23 protein-coding genes and 1 pseudogene are annotated in these 20,679 nt (G+C 69.4%); 17 read left to right on the forward strand and 7 right to left on the reverse strand.

Going from position 1 to position 20,679, the window contains the following annotated elements; translation table 11 throughout:
- Positions 1 to 265 precede the first annotated feature (265 nt).
- From OG509_RS38820 to OG509_RS38830, 3 genes and pseudogenes are all read right to left on the reverse strand, one after another.
- Positions 266 to 550, reverse strand: a pseudogene (locus OG509_RS38820) (hypothetical protein); the annotation flags it as partial.
- Positions 551 to 595: 45 nt separating this feature from the next.
- The gene (locus OG509_RS38825; protein ID WP_406187262.1) at positions 596 to 2,269 is read right to left on the reverse strand and encodes a serine/threonine-protein kinase; all 1,674 of its coding nucleotides are present in this window, start codon (positions 2,267 to 2,269) and stop codon (positions 596 to 598) included.
- Between the two features lie 784 nt (positions 2,270 to 3,053).
- On the reverse strand, positions 3,054 to 3,185 hold the full coding sequence (locus tag OG509_RS38830) for a hypothetical protein (protein ID WP_406187263.1): 132 nt from the start codon (positions 3,183 to 3,185) through the stop codon (positions 3,054 to 3,056).
- Between the two features lie 86 nt (positions 3,186 to 3,271).
- Between OG509_RS38830 and OG509_RS38835 the strand changes: the two genes are divergently transcribed.
- From OG509_RS38835 to OG509_RS38860, 6 genes are all read left to right on the forward strand, one after another.
- Positions 3,272 to 3,517: a MoaD/ThiS family protein gene (locus OG509_RS38835; protein ID WP_406187264.1), complete on the forward strand. Its 246-nt coding sequence runs from the start codon at positions 3,272 to 3,274 to the stop codon at positions 3,515 to 3,517.
- A gap of 520 nt (positions 3,518 to 4,037) precedes the next feature.
- Complete coding sequence (locus tag OG509_RS38840; RefSeq protein ID WP_406187265.1) at positions 4,038 to 4,436, forward strand: hypothetical protein; 399 nt, start codon at positions 4,038 to 4,040, stop codon at positions 4,434 to 4,436.
- A 782-nt stretch (positions 4,437 to 5,218) separates the two neighbouring features.
- The gene (locus OG509_RS38845) at positions 5,219 to 5,767 is read left to right on the forward strand and encodes a hypothetical protein (RefSeq protein WP_406187266.1); all 549 of its coding nucleotides are present in this window, start codon (positions 5,219 to 5,221) and stop codon (positions 5,765 to 5,767) included.
- Positions 5,768 to 6,006: 239 nt separating this feature from the next.
- A complete protein-coding gene (locus tag OG509_RS38850; RefSeq protein WP_406187267.1) occupies positions 6,007 to 6,882 on the forward strand; it encodes a hypothetical protein in 876 nt (291 codons plus the stop codon).
- 392 nt (positions 6,883 to 7,274) lie between these two features.
- Positions 7,275 to 7,628 carry a hypothetical protein gene (locus OG509_RS38855; RefSeq protein WP_406187268.1) on the forward strand — a complete coding sequence of 118 codons (354 nt, stop codon included), beginning with the start codon at positions 7,275 to 7,277 and terminating at the stop codon, positions 7,626 to 7,628.
- A 159-nt stretch (positions 7,629 to 7,787) separates the two neighbouring features.
- Complete coding sequence (locus OG509_RS38860; RefSeq protein WP_406187269.1) at positions 7,788 to 7,955, forward strand: hypothetical protein; 168 nt, start codon at positions 7,788 to 7,790, stop codon at positions 7,953 to 7,955.
- 89 nt (positions 7,956 to 8,044) lie between these two features.
- On the opposite strand, the gene OG509_RS38865 is transcribed toward OG509_RS38860, so the two are convergent.
- Positions 8,045 to 8,620 (reverse strand): CGNR zinc finger domain-containing protein, encoded by a 576-nt coding sequence (locus OG509_RS38865; protein WP_406187270.1) that lies wholly within the window; start codon positions 8,618 to 8,620, stop codon positions 8,045 to 8,047.
- 154 nt (positions 8,621 to 8,774) lie between these two features.
- Here OG509_RS38865 and OG509_RS38870 point away from each other — a divergent pair, with 154 nt between their 5' ends.
- The 8 genes from OG509_RS38870 to OG509_RS38905 all read left to right on the forward strand — a co-directional run bounded on the left by OG509_RS38870 (position 8,775) and on the right by OG509_RS38905 (position 16,443).
- Positions 8,775 to 9,998, forward strand: coding sequence for an MFS transporter (locus OG509_RS38870; protein WP_406187271.1), 1,224 nt, complete (start codon positions 8,775 to 8,777; stop codon positions 9,996 to 9,998).
- Positions 9,995 to 10,855 (forward strand): alpha/beta fold hydrolase, encoded by an 861-nt coding sequence (locus OG509_RS38875; protein ID WP_406187272.1) that lies wholly within the window; start codon positions 9,995 to 9,997, stop codon positions 10,853 to 10,855. The genes OG509_RS38870 and OG509_RS38875 overlap by 4 nt, the downstream gene beginning before the upstream one ends.
- Before the next feature lie 120 nt (positions 10,856 to 10,975).
- Positions 10,976 to 11,605: a pyridoxamine 5'-phosphate oxidase family protein gene (locus tag OG509_RS38880; RefSeq protein ID WP_406187273.1), complete on the forward strand. Its 630-nt coding sequence runs from the start codon at positions 10,976 to 10,978 to the stop codon at positions 11,603 to 11,605.
- A 195-nt stretch (positions 11,606 to 11,800) separates the two neighbouring features.
- Complete coding sequence (locus OG509_RS38885; protein ID WP_406187274.1) at positions 11,801 to 12,148, forward strand: ATP-binding protein; 348 nt, start codon at positions 11,801 to 11,803, stop codon at positions 12,146 to 12,148.
- Positions 12,149 to 12,641: 493 nt separating this feature from the next.
- Entirely contained in the window at positions 12,642 to 13,769 is a 1,128-nt protein-coding gene (locus OG509_RS38890; protein WP_406187275.1) for an IS630 family transposase, read from the forward strand.
- Positions 13,766 to 13,927 (forward strand): hypothetical protein, encoded by a 162-nt coding sequence (locus tag OG509_RS38895; protein ID WP_406187276.1) that lies wholly within the window; start codon positions 13,766 to 13,768, stop codon positions 13,925 to 13,927. Before OG509_RS38890 ends, OG509_RS38895 begins: the two co-directional genes overlap by 4 nt.
- A 492-nt stretch (positions 13,928 to 14,419) precedes the next feature.
- Complete coding sequence (locus OG509_RS38900) at positions 14,420 to 15,529, forward strand: pyridoxal phosphate-dependent aminotransferase (protein WP_406187277.1); 1,110 nt, start codon at positions 14,420 to 14,422, stop codon at positions 15,527 to 15,529.
- Complete coding sequence (locus tag OG509_RS38905) at positions 15,526 to 16,443, forward strand: AEC family transporter (protein WP_406187278.1); 918 nt, start codon at positions 15,526 to 15,528, stop codon at positions 16,441 to 16,443. Before OG509_RS38900 ends, OG509_RS38905 begins: the two co-directional genes overlap by 4 nt.
- Before the next feature lie 21 nt (positions 16,444 to 16,464).
- On the opposite strand, the gene OG509_RS38910 is transcribed toward OG509_RS38905, so the two are convergent.
- The 3 genes from OG509_RS38910 to OG509_RS38920 form a co-directional block, all read right to left on the reverse strand.
- Positions 16,465 to 16,989: a CGNR zinc finger domain-containing protein gene (locus OG509_RS38910; protein WP_406187279.1), complete on the reverse strand. Its 525-nt coding sequence runs from the start codon at positions 16,987 to 16,989 to the stop codon at positions 16,465 to 16,467.
- Positions 16,990 to 17,933: 944 nt separating this feature from the next.
- Complete coding sequence (locus OG509_RS38915) at positions 17,934 to 18,350, reverse strand: STAS domain-containing protein (protein ID WP_406187280.1); 417 nt, start codon at positions 18,348 to 18,350, stop codon at positions 17,934 to 17,936.
- A 73-nt stretch (positions 18,351 to 18,423) separates the two neighbouring features.
- Positions 18,424 to 19,089, reverse strand: a complete 666-nt coding sequence (locus tag OG509_RS38920) for an HSP18 transcriptional regulator (RefSeq protein WP_406187281.1) — start codon at positions 19,087 to 19,089, stop codon at positions 18,424 to 18,426.
- Positions 19,090 to 19,217: 128 nt separating this feature from the next.
- On the opposite strand from OG509_RS38920, the gene OG509_RS38925 reads away from it, so the two are divergent.
- From OG509_RS38925 to OG509_RS38935, 3 genes are all read left to right on the forward strand, one after another.
- On the forward strand, positions 19,218 to 19,652 hold the full coding sequence (locus tag OG509_RS38925) for an Hsp20/alpha crystallin family protein (RefSeq protein WP_406187282.1): 435 nt from the start codon (positions 19,218 to 19,220) through the stop codon (positions 19,650 to 19,652).
- Between the two features lie 114 nt (positions 19,653 to 19,766).
- On the forward strand, positions 19,767 to 20,162 hold the full coding sequence (locus OG509_RS38930; RefSeq protein ID WP_406187283.1) for a DUF2267 domain-containing protein: 396 nt from the start codon (positions 19,767 to 19,769) through the stop codon (positions 20,160 to 20,162).
- Positions 20,163 to 20,225: 63 nt separating this feature from the next.
- Positions 20,226 to 20,672 carry a DUF2267 domain-containing protein gene (locus OG509_RS38935; RefSeq protein ID WP_406187284.1) on the forward strand — a complete coding sequence of 149 codons (447 nt, stop codon included), beginning with the start codon at positions 20,226 to 20,228 and terminating at the stop codon, positions 20,670 to 20,672.
- Positions 20,673 to 20,679 lie beyond the last annotated feature (7 nt).

Here is a 20,679-nt window from a genome sequence, read left to right on the forward strand (position 1 = left end):
GCAGCCCGGCGACTGCTCCAACGGGCACCTGATGCCCCTGACCGGCACTGCCACCGTCCCTGAAGACCTGCCCAACGCCCCGCGTGTGCTGCGCGTCTTCGGATCCTGAGTTTGCCGTTCAACCTTCAGCGGTCGGCGAAGGAGGTTCGTTCCCGGTGGCGAGGGTGACTTGGGCGGTCCCCATGACCAGGGCTCCGGGGGCGGATCCCAGTGCACCTGAACGTCGGTGTCGTGGAAGTCGCGCGCGAGTTCCGTCACCATGCCGCTATCCAACATCGTCGGGATCGTGGCGATGAACTGGGGTGGAGGGGCCGCTGCCGCGGCGCGGTTTGGTGCCTGTCTTGTGGTGTGAGGGTCGGGTGTAGGACTCGCCTGTGGCGAGGATGCGTCCGACGTCGTAGCGGGTGGCGGGTCTCCGGTTCTTTGAGCCGAGGGGGCGGCCGGGGCCGGGGCGGGTGGGTTTTGGTGCACCGGCTGGCGTGCCGGTCTTCGCGCGCAGGTTCCTGAATCCGTGGCGGACCCGGGCAGGGGTGAGTCTGTTCGGTTCCGAACAAGTTCCCGACCCTCGTTCGGCGCCGGACCATAAACGACAAGCTCAGTCGGCTGACGAGGGCGCGACCGCCCGGCGCCAGACGGTGGCGTCGAGGGTGACGTGGAAGGCGGGGTCGGTGTTGGCCGTCTGTCCCCGGAAGGTGATCAGGCCGATGTGACCCGCCTTGGTGAGGACGCAGAACTGGGCGCCCGGGGACAGTTTGTCCAGGGGGATGTAGTTGGCGAAGCGCGTCTCGTCGCGGCAGGTCTCCAGGGATCCGGCCTGCCCCGGGTCGAGCAGCACGAGGTGGTTGCCCGCCTGGGTGCGCACGCGGTACGGGAGCGAGTGCCCGGCGAACTCCAGGTCGCCGGCGGAGCCGCCCGATTCCTGCGGCTGCAACTCACCGTCGCCGAACCTCAGGGTGTAGTTTTCCGGCAGGTTGATGCCCGTACGGGTGACCGGCTCCGGCGCCTTGGCCACGCCGGCCGGCGGCTGCGAGGCCTTCGGGGTGGACGAAACCCTCTTCCCCTTCCCGGCGGCCTGTTCTTCCGTGCCGGAGTTGCGGCTCACGAGGTACAGGCCTCCGCCGGCGAGCAGCGCCAGGGCGAGCCCGACCGCCACGGCGACGCCCGGCCGCCGGTTCGGTCGGCCCGGCGCGGACGGCCGGGGCGGGTAGCCCGGTGGCATCGACGGCTGGGCGTAGGGGCCCGGCGGGGGCGGCGTCGGCGGTCCGTACGCGCCCTGGACGGCGGGCGGCGCGGCGGGCGCGGCGGTCACCGTCGGCGTGTGGCCGGGCGGCGCCGGTGCCGGGGCCGCCGGAACCCGGGTCACCTCGGGCGGTGCGGGCGCCGCCGCGCGCAGCGTGATGTCGGCGGCGACCGCGCCGGGCAGCCAGGCTTCGGGGCGGCGCAGCGGCGCGTCGCCGTTGGCGGCCCGGCACAGCGCGAGGACCTCGTCGACCGAGGGCCTGGCCGCCGGGTCCTTGGCGAGGCAGCGGGCCACCAACTCCTGCAGCTGGGCCGGGAGGCGGGTGAGGTCGGGCTGCTCGTGGACGATGCGGTAGAGCACGCCGTGCGAGGTGCCCTCGCCGAACGCGGGCAGGCCGGTCGCCGCGTACGCTGCGACCTGGCCGAGCGCGAAGATGTCGGTGGCCGGGGTGACCGCACCGCCCGCGGCCTGTTCGGGTGCCATGAAGGTCGGGGTGCCGATGGTGACGCCGCTGCCGGTGAGGGCGGTCGCGTCGGCGGCCCGCGCGATGCCGAAGTCGATGACGCGGGGCCCGTCGCCCGCGAGCAGGACGTTGGACGGCTTGAGGTCGCGGTGGACGATGCCGGCCCCGTGGATGACCTGCAGTGCCTCGGCGACGCCCGCGACCAGGAGCAGCACGGTGGGCACGGGCAGCCCGCCGTGCCGCTGCACGGCGTCGGCCAGTGAGGGCCCGGGGACGTAGGCCGTGGCGAGCCAGGGGTGGCGGCCCTCGGTGTCGGAGTCGATCACCGGCGCGGTGTAGAGCCCCTGCACGCGCTCGGCGGCCCGCACCTCCTGCTGGAAGCGGCGGCGGAACTCGGTGTCCTCGCCGAACTCCGGCCGGATCACCTTGATCGCGACGGGCCGTCCGCCCGGCGTGTACGAGAGGTACACCTTGCCCATGCCGCCGGCGCCGAGCCTGGCCGCGATGCGGTATCCGGCCACGGACCGCGGGTCGTCGCCCTCCAGCGGATGAAAGACGGTGTCCAACTCGATTCCCCTACAGTCGTTTTCGGCCCGCGCCGCGGCATCCGCCCGGCGCACGCGGAACTTTACCGAACGCAAGATCCTCTGCCGGTCAGAGCCTGTGTCTGAATCCCGTTCGGATCAGCGTGCGTGCCAGACGGCGTACGTCCGGGCGGGTTCAGATGCAGGCTCTCAAGATGTCTGGCTGGCGCGGGCTTTCGCGATGAGGCGTTCGGCGGTGCGGGTGCTGACGTCGTAGCGGGAGGCGAGGGAGTTCGCGGTGACGGCCGGCCCCTGTCCGGTCTCGGCGGTGGCGAGGGGCGGCGGCGGTCTCGGGGACTCGAGTATCGGGCGTGGTGCGGCGGGGCGTGCGGTCTTTGGCGCCGGGGGTGCGGCTCTTGTACTGGACAGGGCGGGCGGCGCGGGCCTCGGCGGCCGCACGCGTCCACCACCTCCGTCCGTGCAGTTCGACGCCAGGGTCGATGAGTCCGGGGGCGGCGTCGGCGCGGATGGTCGAGGCGCTCAGTCCGGCGACGACGCCGGCCTGGGCGTCGGGCAGCAGGTCGCCGGGGTGCGGCTCCTGGGGCAGGGGCGGGACGGGCGTTCCGGCGAGGTGCGCGTGGACCTGCTGACGGCGCCAGCCGGCCGGGGCGGGTATCGGGCGGCCGGTGGGGGCGGGTTGGGGTGGGAGCGGTAGGGCCGGTGGATGCCGTCACCCCTTGGGGTGTCCCACCGGCCCCTTTTCGCGTACCGGGCCCTGGCCACCCTGGCCGCCCCGCCAAACGGTGGGGCGGCCAGGGCCCGGAGTTCAGGCGGTTGTCTGGCGGAGGGTGTTCAGGACGGCGGCCAGGAGGGCGGCGGTTTCCGCCTGGTACGGCATCGCCTGGTCGTAGGTGTCGTACACGACCTCGTAGAGGAGTGAGGACCGTTCCGCCCCCACGCGAGGAGGGGGGAAGTCCCGGGGAGGGGTGGTTAGAAGAGCCCGATTATGGACAGATCCGTGCCATGATTTTTGAATTCACCGGCGTGCTCCTCCGCGCCGCCGGCAATCAGCGGACGGTCTCGATCGCGGCCACCACCCTCTCGGAGGCCCTGACCGAGGTGGCAGCAAAGTTCCCTCAGCTGAAGCGCCTCCTGCTCGACAGCAACGGACAGCTGGGTGCGGCCCACAGGGTTGTGCTCAACCGTGAGGTGATCTTGCGTCCCGACGGGGCGATGCCGCTCGGTGACGACGACCAGATCGAGTTCCAGACTGTCATCGCTGGTGGCTGAGGCAGCCACCGCGTCAGCGGGGATGGGTCGAGGCCGCTGCGGCGTGATGGCTGCGACCTCGCCTTCCCGACGCTTGGACTTGCTGGAGGTCCTGACGTACATCTAGCTCGGCTGCGCCCACCCCACACCGGGGGCGGCCAGGGCGGCGAGCTGGCCCGCGTCGAGCCTGTCGCGGCGCTGCTTCTGGTTGGCGATCCCCCCCGGTCCGATGCTCTGACTAATCCGGCAGAAGTTCGACATGTGCTCGGGCGGGCAGGGCGCTGCCTTCACGTTCCTGGTACTGCGCGCGGGCTTGAACGCCCTTCTTGAAGGCTTCCGCGCCCCGCCCGGACGTGGCTGGTCGCGCCCGGCGTCGCGCTCGCGCGGGCGGTTCGTGCAGGTCAGCCCCGGCGGTGCGCGGGCAGGGTGTTTTGCGCCATCGTCGGGTTCCGGCCGTTCGCGCGGGAGTTCCGGCCCGGTGGTGATCTTCGGTGGAAGGCTCTGACCGGGAAGGCAGCGTGCCGTCCTGTGAGGAGAGACCATGCCCGACGAAGTGACCGACCTCGGCGCGATCCCGGGATCCGGGGACGGCCCCGCGGCGCCTGCTCTGGGCTCGATCCCGGTGACCGAGATCCACCCGGTGGCCGAGGTTCGCCCGGAGGCCGACAGCGGCCTGACCGTGGTCGCTCCGGCCGACGTGAAGGCGGAGGAGGTGGGCTTGTTCAGTATCCGGTACAGGGGATTGGTGCCCACGCTCGTCCTCACCGGCGGCACGATCGTCCCCTCCCTGATCACCGTCGTGGACGGGTCCGGGAGCGTTCTGGCCGAGTACGAGGCACGCCCTGCCCCGAAGCGGATCGCGAACCGGATGCTTCCCGACGACCAGAACGATCTCGTCTGCGCCACCCCTGACTGCAAGCCCATCAGCCTGACCAAGTAGGCCCGCCGGCCAGGGGCCCAACCGCCGGCACCAGCCCTGGGGCGGGACGCTCACCGCGCCCAGTCGAGTCCTGGGTCGGCGAGTGCCTGAGAGCTGAGTGGGGCGGACTGCGGTCGCGACGCTGCGCAAGTGAAGGGCTCCGGGAGCACGTGAGGAATTCGCGCTTCAGTTGGCGAAACGGGACCAAGTCGAGCGCTCAGTCACAAGTGCCCAGGGCCCAGTGCCCCACGGCAGCGCCGTCCTTGCCCCTGAGTGGGCGTCCGGCCGCGCGTCAGGGCTCCCCTGGGGCGGGCCTTTTGGCTGGTGAACCGAATGGGGTCGCCGTATGTCTGAGTGCCTTGCATAAGTGGTTGTACTGGCTGGACACCTTTCCGGCCCTTTATGGCCTATTTGTAGACACTCGCCCCGGTGTCGTGATCACCATGCGTAGCGTTCCACTTGGGCCTGCGTCAAGGCTGGCCTTGGTGCTTTCGCGTTGGGGAGGAACGCCATGGGTGGTGGGGAGACGACTGCCGAGCAGCGGTTGGAGCGGTTGCGGGGGCTGCTGTCGGGGACGCGGGGCGACTCGCGGGCTTCGCGGAACGCGGCTCGGGTGCCGCAGGCGAACGTGACGTTCGGGGCGCTGCTGCATGCCGCGGACCGGCTGCGCCAGGGTGAGCAGCTGACCGATCTGGAGGCCAGGCTGCTGGGCGTGCTGGAGGGGGTGCTGGCGGAGGACGAGGTCCTGGAGTGGGGTCGCGTCTACCGTGAGTCGGTGACCGCCCGCACGGTGCTGACGGGGGGTGCCCGAGGTCATCACGAGCCGTCCGGTCTCGCAGGGCTACAGCATGGCGGACCTGGCCGAGGACCTGCCGGAGGTGACCAAGCTGTGGATGGCGCAGCCCAACTGGTCGGCCGTCAGCCACGAGGACCTGGCCGCCGCGGGGGACTTCGACAGCCCGGAGTTCATCGAGGGCATGCGCGAGTGGGGCTTCGGCGTCACCGTGCCCGCCTGGCTGACCGCTCCCGGGGAAGGGAATGCGGGCCCGGAGCCTGCGCAGGAACTGGAGAGTGCGCGCGGGACGGACTACAGCTTCCGGCTGGAGTACGAGAACTTCTATGTCCACCGGGTGGTGGGTGACGGGTGGCCCACTACCAGGGATGAGATCCGCTGGCTGTCCGGCGGCCAGAGCGATCTCAGGTGGCGGGCTCAGCCGTTCATGTCGAAGGAGTTCGGCGGGGAGAGCGCACAGGCGGGCAGGACGCCGGCGTTCGGGACCTCGTGGAACGACCGGGTGGCCTTCGCGGGCCCGGCGGACCGGGCGGTGGCCCTGAACGTCGCGTGCTGGTAGTGGGACACCGGCGACGGCAGCAACGACAGCGTCGGTGAAGCCCTGAACCGGCTGAATAACGATCCCCTGTTCACCGCCTTGTGGGCGGCTCTCAGCGATGCCATGCCCACGGTCATCGGGTTCCTGATGGACATCACCTCCCTCGGCATCACCCTGATCAACCTGGTCGCACCACGCGATGGCACTTCAACGGTGACGGCCACCACGAGCTGAGGGTGAAGGTCACCGGAGACATCCCCATGCCCGTAGGCACCCTGGAATACGCGGTGCGCACCGGGAACACCTGGGGCACGCCGGCGGAGCTCCCCTGGCAGAGCATCACACCCCCGGCTCTGGCCTCGTACAACAACAAGCTCTACGCCCTGTACGTCCGCCCCGACGACAAGGCGGTGATGTGGACCCGCCTGGACGGCGACACCTGGAAGACCCCCGCCCGGGTCGGTGGTGACGCCAGCGTCTTCGCCCCGGCGGTGACGGTGAAGGACGGCAAGCTGTTCTACGCCGTCTCCGGCGCGGGCGCCCGGCTGTACTGGCGCACGTTCACCGAAGCCACAGGCTGGAGCGACATCACCCACCTCGCCGGCAACCAGTCCACCAAGAGTCCCGCCCTGACCTCCACCACGTACCGCGTCTGGATGACCCACATCGGCTTCGACGGCTCACTCTGGCACAACTGGTATGAAAACGGCGCCTGGAGTGTTCCGCAGCGCAGCAACCTCAACAGCTGGGTGGTGGACGACGGCGTCGCCATGACGCGCCACGGCGACCACCTGTGGCGGGTCGCCCGCGGCCGCGGCGACCACGTCTACACCAGCACCGGGGACGGATACGGCTGGCAGGACCGCGGCACCGTCACGCGCTGGTCCGTCACACACGCCCCGGCACTGGCCTCTCACGAGAGCACGTTGTGGATCTTCCTGCGCGGCCATGGACGGCAGCCTGCGCGCTGCCACGCGCCGCAGCCCGGACTACGCCTGGAGCGACACCCACCAGGTCGGCGGACAGAATCCCATCACGACAATAGACGAGGCGTCCGCGGTCTCTCACGACGGCAAGCTGTACGTGATGTACCGCCGCTGACCTCCTGGCCGGAAGCCCTGCCCTCCCATCGTTGAGGGCAGGGCCTGGTGACGGCGGGCAAACATACGGCGGCAGCGCAGGCAGCTGGACACTGCCCAGGCCCAATCGACCCCCAGCTGGGCGAGTGCTGCGAGCTGCGCCTGGTTGAGCTTGTCGCGGCGGGCCTTGATGTTTCCGATCCAGACCCCGATGCAGTGCTCGGTCCCGTCGGGCAGGACCTGGGCGACGCCGCGCCCGGGCAGCCGGCCTCCCCGCGCGACGTATTGCGCGAGCGCATCGAGGTCCTTCTGGAGGCCCCGCCGCCCGCGCCCGACCCGGACGTCACGACCTTCTTCGCGAGGGCCGGAGGCTCCCGTACTGCCTTCTTCACACCCAGCCCGCCGAGCCGGATCCGCTGCTCGTCGTTGAGCCGGTGCGACTCCCGTCGTTGGGTGTTGAGCCGGCGGCCGACGTCCTCGCCGTCCAGGGTGACCCCGGGCACGACATCGTCGAGTCTGGCGCCGCCCGCGAGGAGCTGGGCGAGGTAGGCGTGGTGCCGCTGCCAGTCGACCGTCCACCCCAGTTTGCGCGGGTTCCAGTCCGGATCGAAGGCTGCGAGTTCTTGCGCCCACCGGCGGGCGCGGTCGGGGTCCTTGCCGAGCCCGACGGGCCGGCAGATGTTGGTGAGCCACTGTCCGGCCGGCCGTTCGAGCGCGTAGGCGTGTCGCGGCGCGGCGAGCGTGCCGTCCAGTTCGTACGCGCGGGCGGCGGCGAGGTTCTCGGCGAAGCCGGCGTCGGCTGACAGCCGGGGATCCGCCCTGCAGGTGTCTCACGACAGCAGCCTGGTCACCACATGGCGGTCATGATCACCCTCGAAGGTCACGCGAGCAGCGGCAGCCAACCGCCAGTCGGTTGAGACCCAACCACTGCCACAGGCTCGCCCATTCACAGGGCGCGGGGCGTGCGGTTGCTGACGGCGATCGGCGATGCTGCCGGCGACGGGGCCGGGCTGTCGGGGGTGTTGTGGGAGTTCGAGCGGATCGTCCTCCATGGCGTCGCCGGACTCTCCGACCGGGAGTGTCTGCTGCCGGGCCATGGTTACCCGCGCGCGTGGACCGGCCCGTCGTGACTTCAGCCCGCCCGTCCGGGTTTCGCCGGCCGCCGGGTCGGTGTCACCGGGCTCGATCGTCTCTGCGCCTCCGCTAGGGCACTGTCCGTTCAGGTTGCTCGGTCGTGGCGTGTGCGGTGGCGCTGGGCTTTGGCGCGGTTGCCGCATACCGCCATCGAGCACCAGCGTCTTTCTCCCTTGCGTGATGTGTCGAGGAAGTGGAGTGGGCAGGGCGGGTTGGCGCATTTGCGTAGGCGCCCGGGTGTTTGGGTCATGGCGCGTAGCAGGTCGCGTGCGCACATCCAGGCGGCGTGGTGTGCCGGGTCTGCTACCTCGGGTGTTTCGACCGCGCTTTCGGCGTTGAGGGACAGCTTGATGCGTCCGTGGTCGAGGATGCGGTTCAGGGCGGTGGTGTCCGTGGGATCCGCCACCGTGGCGGCGAGGGCGGTCCGGGTCTCGCGCAGGTGGGTGCGGACGTCGGCTGCGGCGGCTTCCGTGTTCAGGCCGTGCTTGTCCAGCCAGGCCAGGGTGAGCGCGTCCTCCTCCAGCAGGTCGTATGCGTCCGTCCCTGCCAGCCACTGCGTATTGATGAGGTCGGCGGCCAGCGGCTCGTCCGTGAGGGGGCGCCCGGGCCATCCCCGCGCCTCCAGCCGCGCCTGCAGTCCGGTCTCGCTCTGCTCAGTCACGACAACACCAACCTCCCGATTAACCGCTCAACACCATTTGACAGGTTAGCAGAGGCGTGCTTTCCTCAAGTCGAGCTAACCGGTAAAAGCGTTCTAAGGGGTTACTGCGGTGTTGAAGCGTCGACATGTTGCGCTCCTGGCGGGGCTTGCCTGTATGACCGCAGCCTTCGGCGTGAACTTCGCGGCCGGCGCCCTGTTCCCCTTCCTCGCGGCCGAGCACGGATGGAACGTGGCGACGCTGGGCGCTGTCGCGGGCCTGAACACGGCGCTCACCGGGCTTCTGCAGCCGCTCGTGGGCCGGGCGGTGGACGCGTGGGGCGCTCGCAGGGTCCTGCTCACCGGCATGGCCCTGCTGGTCGCGGCCCAGCTGCTGCTGTCGCTGACCTCGCAGCTGTGGCAGTTCGTGCTGGCCTACGGCGTTCTCGGCGCCGCGGGTTTCGCCGCCTCCAGCACGCCGCCCGTCTCCGCGCTGGTGAGCCGCTGGTTCCCCCGCCGGAAGGCGACAGCCCTGACGGTCATCACCGCCGGCATCAACCTCGGACAGCTCCTCGTCGTACCGGCGGCGGCCTTCCTCGCCGGCGCCGAGGGCGTCCCGATGGCCTACACCGTCATGGGAACGGGCGCCGCCGTGCTGGTCGTCCCGCTGCTGCTGGCCATACCCACAGAACCTCCTGCCGTGTCCGCTCCAGCCGTGTCCGCTCCTGCTGCGCCCGCGAAGGCGGCCGGCGAGGCGACACGGTCGGGCTCCCTGACGCTGACCATCACGTTCGGCCTGCATGCCCTGTCGCTGTACATGGTCATGCTGGCCCTGCCCCAGTACGCGATCGACCACGGCGCAACACCGGCCGCCGGCGGAAACCTGCCGGCCCTCGCCGCCGCCGCCAGCCTCACCAGCATGATCGCCACCGGCGTCCTGGTGCGCCGTGCAGCACCCCGCAGCCTGCTCTACGCACTGCACGCACTGCGAACGCTCGCGCTCTTCCTGCTGGCTTTTGCGCCCAGCCCGGCCGTGGTCCTCGCCGGAACCCTCCTCTTCGGGCTCTCCAGCTTCGCGACCATCCCCCTCACGGTGGCGGCACTCACCGCAAAAACCCCCGCAACCCAGCTGGGCCGGTCGATGGCCCGCGCGTGGCTCGTCCACCAGAGCGCCGCAGCCCTCGGTGTCGCCGCGGGCGGCGCCGTGCACGCCTGGACCGGCAGCTACACCCCGCTGCTCGCCGGCATCGCCGCAGCCCCCCTTCTCGCCCTGGTGCTGCTGCTGCGCAACCGCACGGCCGACTCCCACGACGGCGCCGTGGCACGGCCGGCCCCCACCCAGACTTCCGGCACCCCTGTGCCGGACCTCCCCACCAGCCTGACCACGAAAGGCATGTCATGACCACCCGCCACAACTTCGCCGAGATCGACGGCCAGAGGGTCTTCTACCGCGAGGCCGGACCCGCCGACGCCCCCACCCTGGTCCTGCTCCACGGCTTCCCGACCAGCTCACACATGTTCCGCGAGCTGATCCCCGCCCTCGCCGACCGCTACCACGTCATCGCACCCGACCACATCGGCTTCGGACGCAGCTCCGCCCCTTCGGCCGACGCCTACGACTACACCTTCGACAACCTCACCGCCGTCACCCTCGCACTCCTGGACCACCTCGGGCTGCAGACCTTCGCCCTGTACATCCAGGACTACGGCGCACCCATCGGCCTCAAGATCGCCCAGGCCCACCCCGACCGGGTGACCGCGATCATCACCCAGTCCGGCAACGCCTACACCGAAGGCTTCACCCCCTTCTGGGAGCCCCTGTTCGCCTACGCCATAGAGCCGGGCCCCGACACCGAGCCCGCCGTGCGCGCCCTGCTGACCGCCGACGCCACCCACTGGCAGTACACCCACGGCGTCAAGGACACCGCCCTGATCAGCCCCGACACCTGGACCCACGACCAGGCACTTCTCGACCGGCCCGGCAACGCAGAGATCCAGCTCGCACTCTTCCGCGACTACAAGAACAACCTCGACGCCTACCCCGCCTTCCAGGAGTACTTCCGCACCACCCAGGTACCCCTGCTGGCCGTCTGGGGCCGCAACGACGAAATCTTCGGACCCGACGGAGCCGAGGCCTACCGCCGCGATCTGCCCGACGCCGAGATCCACCTCCTGAACGCCGGCCACTTCGCCCTCGAAGACCAGCTCGACACCATCGCCGGCTACATCCGCGGTTTCCTCGGACGCGTCCTGAACTGACAGACCGACGCGCTGGGCAGGCCGGCACCCGCCGGCCTGCCCAGCCCCCACCGCCGCCACCCACGACGCGCGGCACGGCGACACCTCCACCCACCATGCTGCAATCACCGAGGAGAGCGCATGCCTCAGCACTACGCACGCATCGCCTTCACCGACGAGGTCAAAGAAGCACAGCAGGCGAACGGCAGCAGACGCGCCATGCAGCGCTTCGAGGAAGCCGACTTCGACAACGACATCCTGGGACCCGCCGAAGCACGCTTCATCACCGAACGCGACGGCTTCTACCTCGCCACCACCAGCAGCAGCGGATGGCCCTACGTGCAGTACCGGGGCGGCCCCCCGGGATTCGTGCACGTCATCGACGAAACCACACTCGCCTGGGCCGAACTGCGAGGAAACCGGCAGTACATCAGCCACGGCAACCTCGCCACCGACCAGCGGGCCTCCGTGTTCCTCATGGACTACGCCCGCCAGCGACGCCTGAAAATCTTCGGCAGTCTCCAACTCCTCGACCCGGAGCAGCACCCCGAACTCCGGGCCCGGACCATGGCCTCAACCCCGCCCGCCCAGATCCAGCGGCTCGCACGGCTGCACGTCCACGCCCACGACTGGAACTGCCCACAGCACATCACCCCCCGCTACACCGCAGCCGAGCTCCAGGAGGCCCTGACCCCGATGAGAGAAGAACTCGAACGCCTGAGATCCGAGAACGACACACTGCGCGTGGAGCTGGCGCGCCGCTCGGCATAGGCAACAGATCCCTCGCCTGCACCCGGGCCGTAACCCCTCCACCGCGTCCGAGAACGACATCAACCGGCTCGGGACCCCTCTCGGAGCAGGCCCCGGTCAACCCGCTCCCGCACGCGGGAAGTCGTGTCCGGCCGCAGTGACCGGCAGCGCGCCCCCTGGCACGCCGCCGCATCACACCTCTGCCGAGGAGCCCCCATGAACGCCACCGCCCGAGTGCACACCGTCCCAGCGCCCTACGCCGCGGCGCCCGCCCCCACGGCGCCCGGCATCGGCGAGCCGCCCTGCGAGTGGGGTCTTCCGCACCGACCCGAGTCCGTCGGCACCGCCCGCCGCATCACCCAAGCCGTACTCGACGCATGGGACACGGACAACGACGCGACCGACCAGGCTCTCCTCGTCGTCTCCGAACTCGTCACCAACGCAGTCGAACATGCCCTGCCCCCCCGTAGTCCTCCGCCTTGCACAGCGCACCGACACCCTGCGCATAGAGGTCGACCACGGCGGCCCCGCCCCCGCAAACGGTGCCCGGAGCCCTGCCTGTGACCCAGAGGAACACGGCCGCGGCGGTCAAATCGTCGCCCAGCTGGCGACCGCATACGGCACCCGAGCCCTCCCGCGTGGCGCCACTCACTGGGCAGATCTTCCCGCCACCGACGGGGCTCGACTGGGGCGAGTACGGCGAAGGCAAGGGTCGCCATGCCCTGCCCCCACTCAATCGAGTCAAAATTCGGTGCAACCCGCCGGTCCGCCCCGGCCCAGCGCCTAGCGTCAGGCCGGGATCAACCAGGTCGGCGGTGCTCTGGGGTGAGCGCTGCTGAGGCGTACTCGAACGAATGGACCGGACTGCGATGGCGACAGCACCGGAAGTGACAGCCGCACCGGAATTGGCAGTGCTGCGGGCTCTGGAGCGAGCGGGAAACCGGATGTTCCCACGCTCGGAGCGGGCCAGACTCAAGGGTGTCCCGCCGTGGGAGATCTACATCCACCTGCCAGCGGACCCTAGTGACCTGAGTCGGAGGTTTGACGTTAGTTCGGTATGAGTCGTCCGGGTCCGAAGATTCCGCCGTTGTCGGTGACCGATGCCCAGCGGGCTGCGCTGGAGGGCTGGGTGCGACGTCGGACGACGGCTCAGGCCTTGGCTCAGCGGTCGCGGATTGTGCTGGAATGCGCGGACGGGCACTCGGTGATGGAAGTGTCGCGTCGGCTGCGGATCGCACCGGACACGGTCCGCACCTGGCGGCGGCGCTTCCTCGAACACGGCCTGGACGGGCTGGGCGATGACCCGCGGCCGGGTGTCCCACGGAAGATCACCGACGAAGATGTCGAGCGGGTCATCGTCAAGACGTTGGAAGAGAGGCCGAAGAACGCGACGCGCTGGTCCACCCGGTCGATGGCCACGGCCACGGGTATGCCGCAGTCGACGGTTTCACGGATCTGGCGCGCGTTCGCCCTGGCCCCGCACCGGTCGCAGACGTCTCTGCTGTCGACGGATCCGCTGTTCATCGACAAGGTCCGCGACGTCGTCGGCCTCTACCTCGACCCGCCGGAGAAGGCTCTGGTCCTCTGCGTGGACGAGAAGTCGCAGATCCAGGCCCGGGACTGGTCCCAGCCGGTTCTGCCGATGATGCCCGGCGTTCCCGAACGACGCAGCCACGACTACATCCGCGCCGGCACCACCACCCTCTTCGCAGCCCTCGAAGTCGCGACCGGCAAGGTCATCGGATCGCTGCACCGCCGCCACCGGGCCGCCGAGTTCAAGAAGTTCCTCGCCAAGGTCGGCAAAGAAGTACCGGCGGATCTCCAGGTCCATCTGATCCTCGACAACTACGCGACCCACAAGACGCCGGCCGTGAAGAAGTGGCTGTTGGCTCACCCGCGGTTCCACCTGCAGTTCACGCCCACGAGTGCGTCGTGGCTGAACTTGGTGGAGCGGTGGTTCGCCGAGCTCACGCAGAAGAAGCTCAAGCGCGGAGTCCACCGCTCCGTCCAGGCCCTCGAACGTGACGTCCGGACCTGGCTCGCCGACTGGAACGACCAACCACGGCCCTTCATCTGGACGAAGACGGCCGACGAGATCCTCGACAAGGTCGCCGCCTACTGCCACCGAATCTCTGACTCAGGTCACGAGACCTCCTGGCCTACCTGGATGCCTTGGAAGCGATGATCGCCGGAAACCTCGAATGGTCCCATGTCAGCCTCCGCTACAACGGCCCCGGCCACCAGTGGAACGGCCTCACCGACGCCACCCTCGTCCTCACCCCGGACCGCACCCTCTACCTCGCCCACGACCTCCCGTGCCCCACAGCCGGTGCCGGGAGCTGACCTCCCGCGAGGCGCGACCCCACTACACAGAGGCACGATGGCCGCTGCCTGGGCCGGCATCGACGCAGGCAAGAACCCGCCACCACTGCGTCGCAATCGACGAGAGCGGTCCTCGGCTGCTGTCGCGACGCGTCGCCAACGACGAGGGCGCCGTGCCCTCCCAGGGGAGGGGCCAAGTACGACGCGCTGTTCGGGATCAAGGGTTGAACGACAGCTTATTCATGATGGCTATGGCCCTTGCTTTCGGGGCGCCAGGGAGTTCGGCCTGCTGAGTCCTTTCATGGGAACCCTGTAATGGTTGTCATGCCTCGCAGCGTTACATCAACCTGTCGACATGCACTCTTCGATACCCAGTGCCCAGCGCGCTGACTGGTCCGACCCCTACCGGCTGGACGGAGCGGGCACCGGTTCTCCGGATGCTCCGTTTGTCTCGCGGAGGGCTGGCTGGTGACTGGCTGCCCGGTGACACCTTCCGGCTCGCCCATCCTGGAGATGGCCCGCCGCGCTGCCGAGTATCGCGCGGAAGGCCGTCGCATCATCGACCTCACGCTCGGCGAGCCCGACTCCGCCCCGCCCGCGCACGCGGTTCTCGCCGCTCAGGAAGCCGCTTCCCACCCGTTGGGCTACGCCCCCGCCAACGGGATACCGGAACTGCGCCAGGCCGCACGGCACGCGCTGGAACGAGACCGCGCCTTGAGTTACACGGATGCCGAGGTGGCCGTGGGATGCGGTGCCAAACAGGTCATCTTCAATGCGCTCCTCGCCACCCTGGGCCCCGGCGACGAAGTGATCATCCCGGCGCCCTACTGGGCTAGTTACCCGGACATGGTTCGCCTGTGCGGCGCCGTGCCCGTGATCGTTGCCTGCTCGGCCGAATCAGGGTTCAGACTCGCTCCCGACGCCCTGGAAGCGGCCATGACCGAACGCACACGCTGGGTCGTGCTCAACGCTCCCGGAAACCCCTCGGGCGCCACCTACAGCCATGACGCCCTGACCGGTCTCGCCGAGGTCCTGCGACGGTACCCCTCGGCGATGATCCTCTCGGACGAGATCTACGCCCACATCCGCTACGGCGAGGGCGAGTACATCAGCATCGCGCAGCTCGCGCCTGATCTGCGCGAGCGGATCCTGCTCGTCGACGGTGTCTCCAAGGCGTACGCGATGACCGGCTGGCGGGTCGGCTGGGGGTTCGGCCCGGCCGAACTTGTCCGCCGTATCTCCGCCGTACAGACACAGAACTGCACCCAGACGGCGACCATCAGCCAGATCGCCGCGGTCGCCGCCCTGGAGGGGCCGCAGGAACTGCTGGCGCAGCGGTGTGAAACGTACCGCCAACGGCGCGATGCGGCTCTGGCGATTCTGCGGCAGAGCCGGCACCTGGACACGCTGGAACCCGACGGCGCGTTCTACCTCTTTCCGCGCCTTGCGAATGACGACGACCTCACGGCAGCGAACTCCCTCCTCGAAGCGGGATGCGCGACCGTCCCGGGCAGCGCCTTCGGTGCGCCGGGCCACCTGCGGCTCTCCTTCGCCACCGACATCGCCACCCTGGAAGAGGGCTGCCGCATCATCGTCGCCACGCTGAACGGGATCCAGGCGTGATCGCACTGACCGCCAACGCGCTGATCCCGGTCGTCCTGCTGATCGCGCTGGGCTACGCGCTCAAGCGATCGGTGATCACCACCGAGCGGTTCTGGTCCGAAGCCGAGCGCCTGAGCTATCACGTGCTGCTCCCGGCTCTGTTCCTGCACAGTCTGGCGACGGCCGACACCGACGATCTGCCGGTAGCGGCCCTGGCAGGCACTCTGGTCGCCTCCACGGTGACAGTCGCCGTCCTGGTCATCGCCTTCAGGCCCATGATGCGACTGAAAGACGACGGCTTCACTTCCGTCTTCCAGGGCAGCGTCAGGTTCAACAACTACATCGGCGTGACCATCGCCGCCGGCCTGTACGGCACCCAGGGCATCGCCACCGCCGCGGTATGCAACGCGGCGATCGTGCCCACGGTCAACATCTTGTGCGTGCTGGTCTTCGCGCGGTTCGGGAGCGCACGCCTGCGCCTTGCGGGCATCGTCAAACAGCTCGTGACCAACCCGCTCATCCTCGCCTGCGCGGGAGGCATCCTCCTCCAGGCTCTCGATCTGCGCCTGCCGCCGGGCATCGAGCCCGCGCTCCAGGCACTCGGAGCCGCCTCGATGCCGCTGGGGCTGCTGTGCATCGGCGCCGCGCTGCGCTTCGGTGCAGCACGGTCGTGGGCGGCGCCGATCCTCACGTCGTCGTCCGTCAAGTTCGCCCTCATGCCAGCCGCGACCCTCCTGGCGGCTCAGATGGTCGGCCTGGGCTCCCAGGCGCTGATCATCGCCGTGCTCTTCCAGGCTCTGCCCACGGCATCGTCCTCGTACATCATGGCGAGGCAACTCGGCGGCGACGCACCGCTGATGGCCGGTATCACCGCGGCGCAGACACTGCTGGGGATCGCCGCCGTCCCGTTCGTCCTGGCGCTGGTCTCGGCATAACGCCTGCAACCGGGCGGAAGGCTAGCGCCGCTTCATGCGGTGGCGGCGGACCGCGTCGGTGTTGGCGCAGCGCGCGCAGCAGTAGGCGCGGCGACCGTTGCGGCTGGTGTCGACGAAGGCGGTCCGGCAGGACTCCAGCGAGCAGACGCCCAGCCGTTCCCCCTCGGCTTCCATGGTGAAGATGGCCAGAGCTCCCGCGGTCACGGCTTTCACACGGCTTTGGACGTCCTGGCCGTCCGGTGCGAAGTGCAGATGCGGGCGCAAGTCGTCGTGCGTGGTCAGGTACACGCTTCCAGCGCCGTCCGCGAGCAGAGCGTTGATCGTCTCGCACCGTTCGTCCTGCGAGGCAGCCTCGAAAACGGGCCTCAAACGCCGCGACCACGCCCTGATCTTCTCACCGGCCGAGCTAGTGACATGCGAACGCCGGATCGCGTGCTCCTGCAGTGCCCGTTCCAGTGCCTCAGACCCCCAGGCACCACTCGACTCGAGATTTACCAGCGACACGGCCAGGTGGACCCCGACCATGTTGTCATGTTCAAACTTCACTCAACCATTGCAACACATGCCGGGATCCGCCGGACAGGCCTTAGTGTCCTGAGTCGGAGATTCGTCGGCAGTATGCGGCGACTTTGTCGAGGATTTCGTCGGCGGTCTTTGTCCAGGCGAAGGGCCGTGGATGGTCGTTCCAGTCAGTGAGCCAGGTCCGGATGTCGCGTCGGAGCGTGGCACCGGGCGCAAGGGCCGGTCTGGCTCGGCGCCCAGGTGACGGGCTGGGGTCTGGCGGGGGTTTCGGGGGTGGTCATCGTGGGCTCCTGGCGGTGCGGAGGGCGTCACTCCTATTAGATCTCATGGTGTGCCACGAATGCGGAAAGGAATTCGAAATGTAGGCGGAATTCTAGAGGCAATGCTGCGCGAGAGATGAAGGTTTCGGCCCTTCGGAGCCGCCCTGCGGGGGGAGGGTTCAAACCACCACATGCTGCGGGAGTGGTAACGCAACCGGGGTGAGCGATGTGGAAAAGGTGTCTTGATGCGTCAGGTAGGGATGAGGAAGAAGAACGTAAGTGAACTGCTGACGAAGTGTCGTTATCTATAAAGTGGCATCAAAACCGGGGGATCATGCGCTCTCCGGGATGCTTCAGCGGCTGATCTGCGCAGCCTGTGATGGCGCGGGGTGGTCGGGTGCAGCCGTAACCGCGCGGCTGCTGAATCGTTTATCCATATCGTCGCGTCAGATGCACAACCGCTCCCCCTCTTGCGGTGCCGCGACCGGTGGCCCCGGGACGCCCCCCTGTCCCGGGGCCTTGCCATGTCTGACGGGAAGCTGCAGGTTTGCTGGTGCCGGGCTGGTTTCCACGGTTTCTCACTGGATGTCTGTGACTGCTGGGGTGAGGCATCCGTTGATGGCGTCGCTGCGGTATTGGGCTTGGCGGAGGCCGTCTCGTAACTGGCGGATGAGGCGGTCGGGCTCGACCCGCAAATGCGTACGCTGATCACTGTTCGCGCGCCACCGCCCTGCCTAATGCGGCAGTCCGTCCGGGAATCCCCCCGGAGGGCGTCGGCGGGTCCTGTTCCACGGGGAAAAGGGATAGGGCGCCTGTCACCTCAAGGAGACGCTGGAGCTGGGGGTTGGGGGCGGCGAGGCGGATGACGGTCCCGGTCTCCTGCGCTGCGCGTCGCGCTGTGAGGAGTGCGTTGAGTCCCGAGGAGTCGCAGAACGCGAGGAGGCTGCAGTCGACCGCCACGGGCCTGGTTGGTGAGGCGTGGGTGAGTGCTTCGGTGAGCGCGAGCTGCAGGGCAGGTGCTGTCTCGATGTCGATCTCGCCGACAGGCCGGACCGCGACCGTGCGGTCCTGAACCTCTATGGCGATGCCGTTGCCGCCGGCCTCCCGGGGCGGGTGTTCAGCCATGGTGGATCACTCCTTGGATCTACGGGTGTGCCCTCCAGACGCCGTTGGCCAGCCGGCGGTTCGGGGCTACGGGTCACGTGCTGCGTTGGTCGTGGGTGTCCTGGCGGAGTTGGTCGGTGTGGCGGGTCAGGGCGTCGATGCGGTCGGCGAGTTCGGCGTCCTCAGGGCGGAGGTGGGTCCGGGTGTCGGCCAGGGGGCGCACGAGGCGGGCGGCGTCGTTGTCGGCGAGGGCCAGGTTCAGGTCTCCGATGGTGGTCTCGGAGCCGGTCGGGAGGCTGGTGAGGGCGGTGATCTGGCCGGCGAGGCGGCGCAGGTCGGCCGCGTTGTCGCGAGCCCAGGCGTTCACGTTGCGGTCGGCGGCGCGCGAGTCGCGGGTGGCCTGGACGCGCTCCTCACCGGTACTCCCGGCCTTGCCGGGGCGCAGCCGGAGGTAGCGCCGTTCGGCGGCCTGACGGCTGGCGACTCCGAGAGGGCCTGCGAGATCGGCCCAGCTGGCGCCCTGGCCACGGGCGGTTTCGATCAGGCCGCTCTCCCAGCCGGCGAGCTGTTCGCGGATCTCGCGCAGCATCAGCAGTGCGGCCAGGGCCGGGTGCGGGCCCGCTTCGGCCTCACTTTCGCGCGGGCCAGGCGTTCCCGCGGAGGGTTGCTGCGCGTCCTTAACGGCCTGGTTGATGGCCTCCAGTGCCGCTGCGGCGGCAAGGAAGGGAATGGGCGCGGTCGGCTCTGCGGCCTCGTTCATGGCACTCTCCCCGGCCTGTCATCCTCCCGATGATGGCTTGCTTGTCATCGTTTCGATGACATGTTACAACGGGAGCACGTTGAAGCGCATTGGCAGTTTCTGCCTGAACCAACTGGAGGTGTTTCGCGATGTTGATGCGCACTGACCCGTTCCGCGAGATGGACCGGATCGTTCAGCAGCTGTCGGGTACGTCGGGCACGTGGTCGAAGCCGTCGGTCATGCCGATGGACGCCTACCGCGAGGGCGAGGAGTACGTGATCGCCTTCGATCTCCCCGGGGTGAGCCCCGAGGCGATCGACATCGACGTCGAGCGGAACATGCTGACCGTGAAGGCGGAGCGCCGCCCGGTCGCGAAGGCCGACTCCGTGAAGGTGGAGCTCTCCGAGCGGCCCCTCGGGGTCTTCTCCCGCCAGATCGTCCTGGCCGACACCCTGGACACCGAGCGCATCGAGGCCGCCTACGACGCGGGTGTCCTGACCCTGCGGATCCCGATCACCGAGCGCGCCAAGCCCCGCAAGATCAGCATCGGCGGCGAGAGCGGCCGCAAGCAGATCTCCGGCTGAACCTCCCGCATCAGCCGGCAGCGGAGGGCGGGTAGAGCCGATTCCCCCTCCGGCACCCCGCCCTCCGCCCTCCGCCCTCCGTGACCCCTTCACCCCCATGCCGGAGGTGACGTGATGTCAATGCGCAGAGAGTCGTTCCTGGCCCACGTCCAGGAACGCGGCGGGTACGAGTCCACGGAAGACGCCGACCGCGTTGCCCGCGTCGTCCTGGCCCTGCTGGGCGCACATCTGGTGGGCAGCGTGCGGGCCGAGCTCGCTGCCCGGCTTCCCGAGACCTATGCGCTGATCCTCCTGGATCCGCTGCAGGCAGCCGAACCGCTCTCGCCGGAACGGTTCGTCCGTGCGACCGCGGCGTGGATAGAGGGCGCCACCGAGAAGACCGCCCTGTGGGACATCGGCGCAGTCCTGTCCACCGCGGCCGCCGCCGCGGGCGACGTCCTCACTCGCGAGGTCCTCCTCCAGCTCCCGCACGGCTACGACCTCCTCTTCGGCCACCCCCAACCCACCTGACCGGCCCACCTGACCTCCACCGGCCGGAGGCCGAATGCTTCGCAGAGAAAGGCAACCGCAGTCATGTACGACCAGCCTCGACCGAACCCGGCCCATCACGCCATGACGTTCGACCAGATGCTGGAACGCGTGCGCTACGAAGGCGCCTACCCCACCCGCGAACGCGCCGCGGAAGCTGTCCACAACGTCCTGGCCGCCCTCGGACGCCAGCTCACCGGCGACGAACGCGTCGGCCTCGCCCGGTGCCTGCCCGTCGAGGCCGCCCTCACCCTGACCGCCCAGATCCCCGCGACCGAGCACCTCACCGGCTGGGGCTTCGTCAAGGACCTGGCGGCCCGCACCGGTGTGAGCCCGGCTGTCGCCCGCTGGGACACCGGCGCCGTACTCGCCGTCGTCACCCGCCTGGCCGGCCCCGACCTCCTCGCCCGGATCCTGCGCCGGCTCCCGGGCGGTTTCGCCCTCCTCTTCGGCCAGGCGGAACTGCGCCAGACCGAGCCCGCCGCCGCCTGACCCGCGC

Source organism: Streptomyces sp. NBC_01006 (genome assembly GCF_045162725.1).
Classification (GTDB): domain Bacteria; phylum Actinomycetota; class Actinomycetes; order Streptomycetales; family Streptomycetaceae; genus Streptomyces.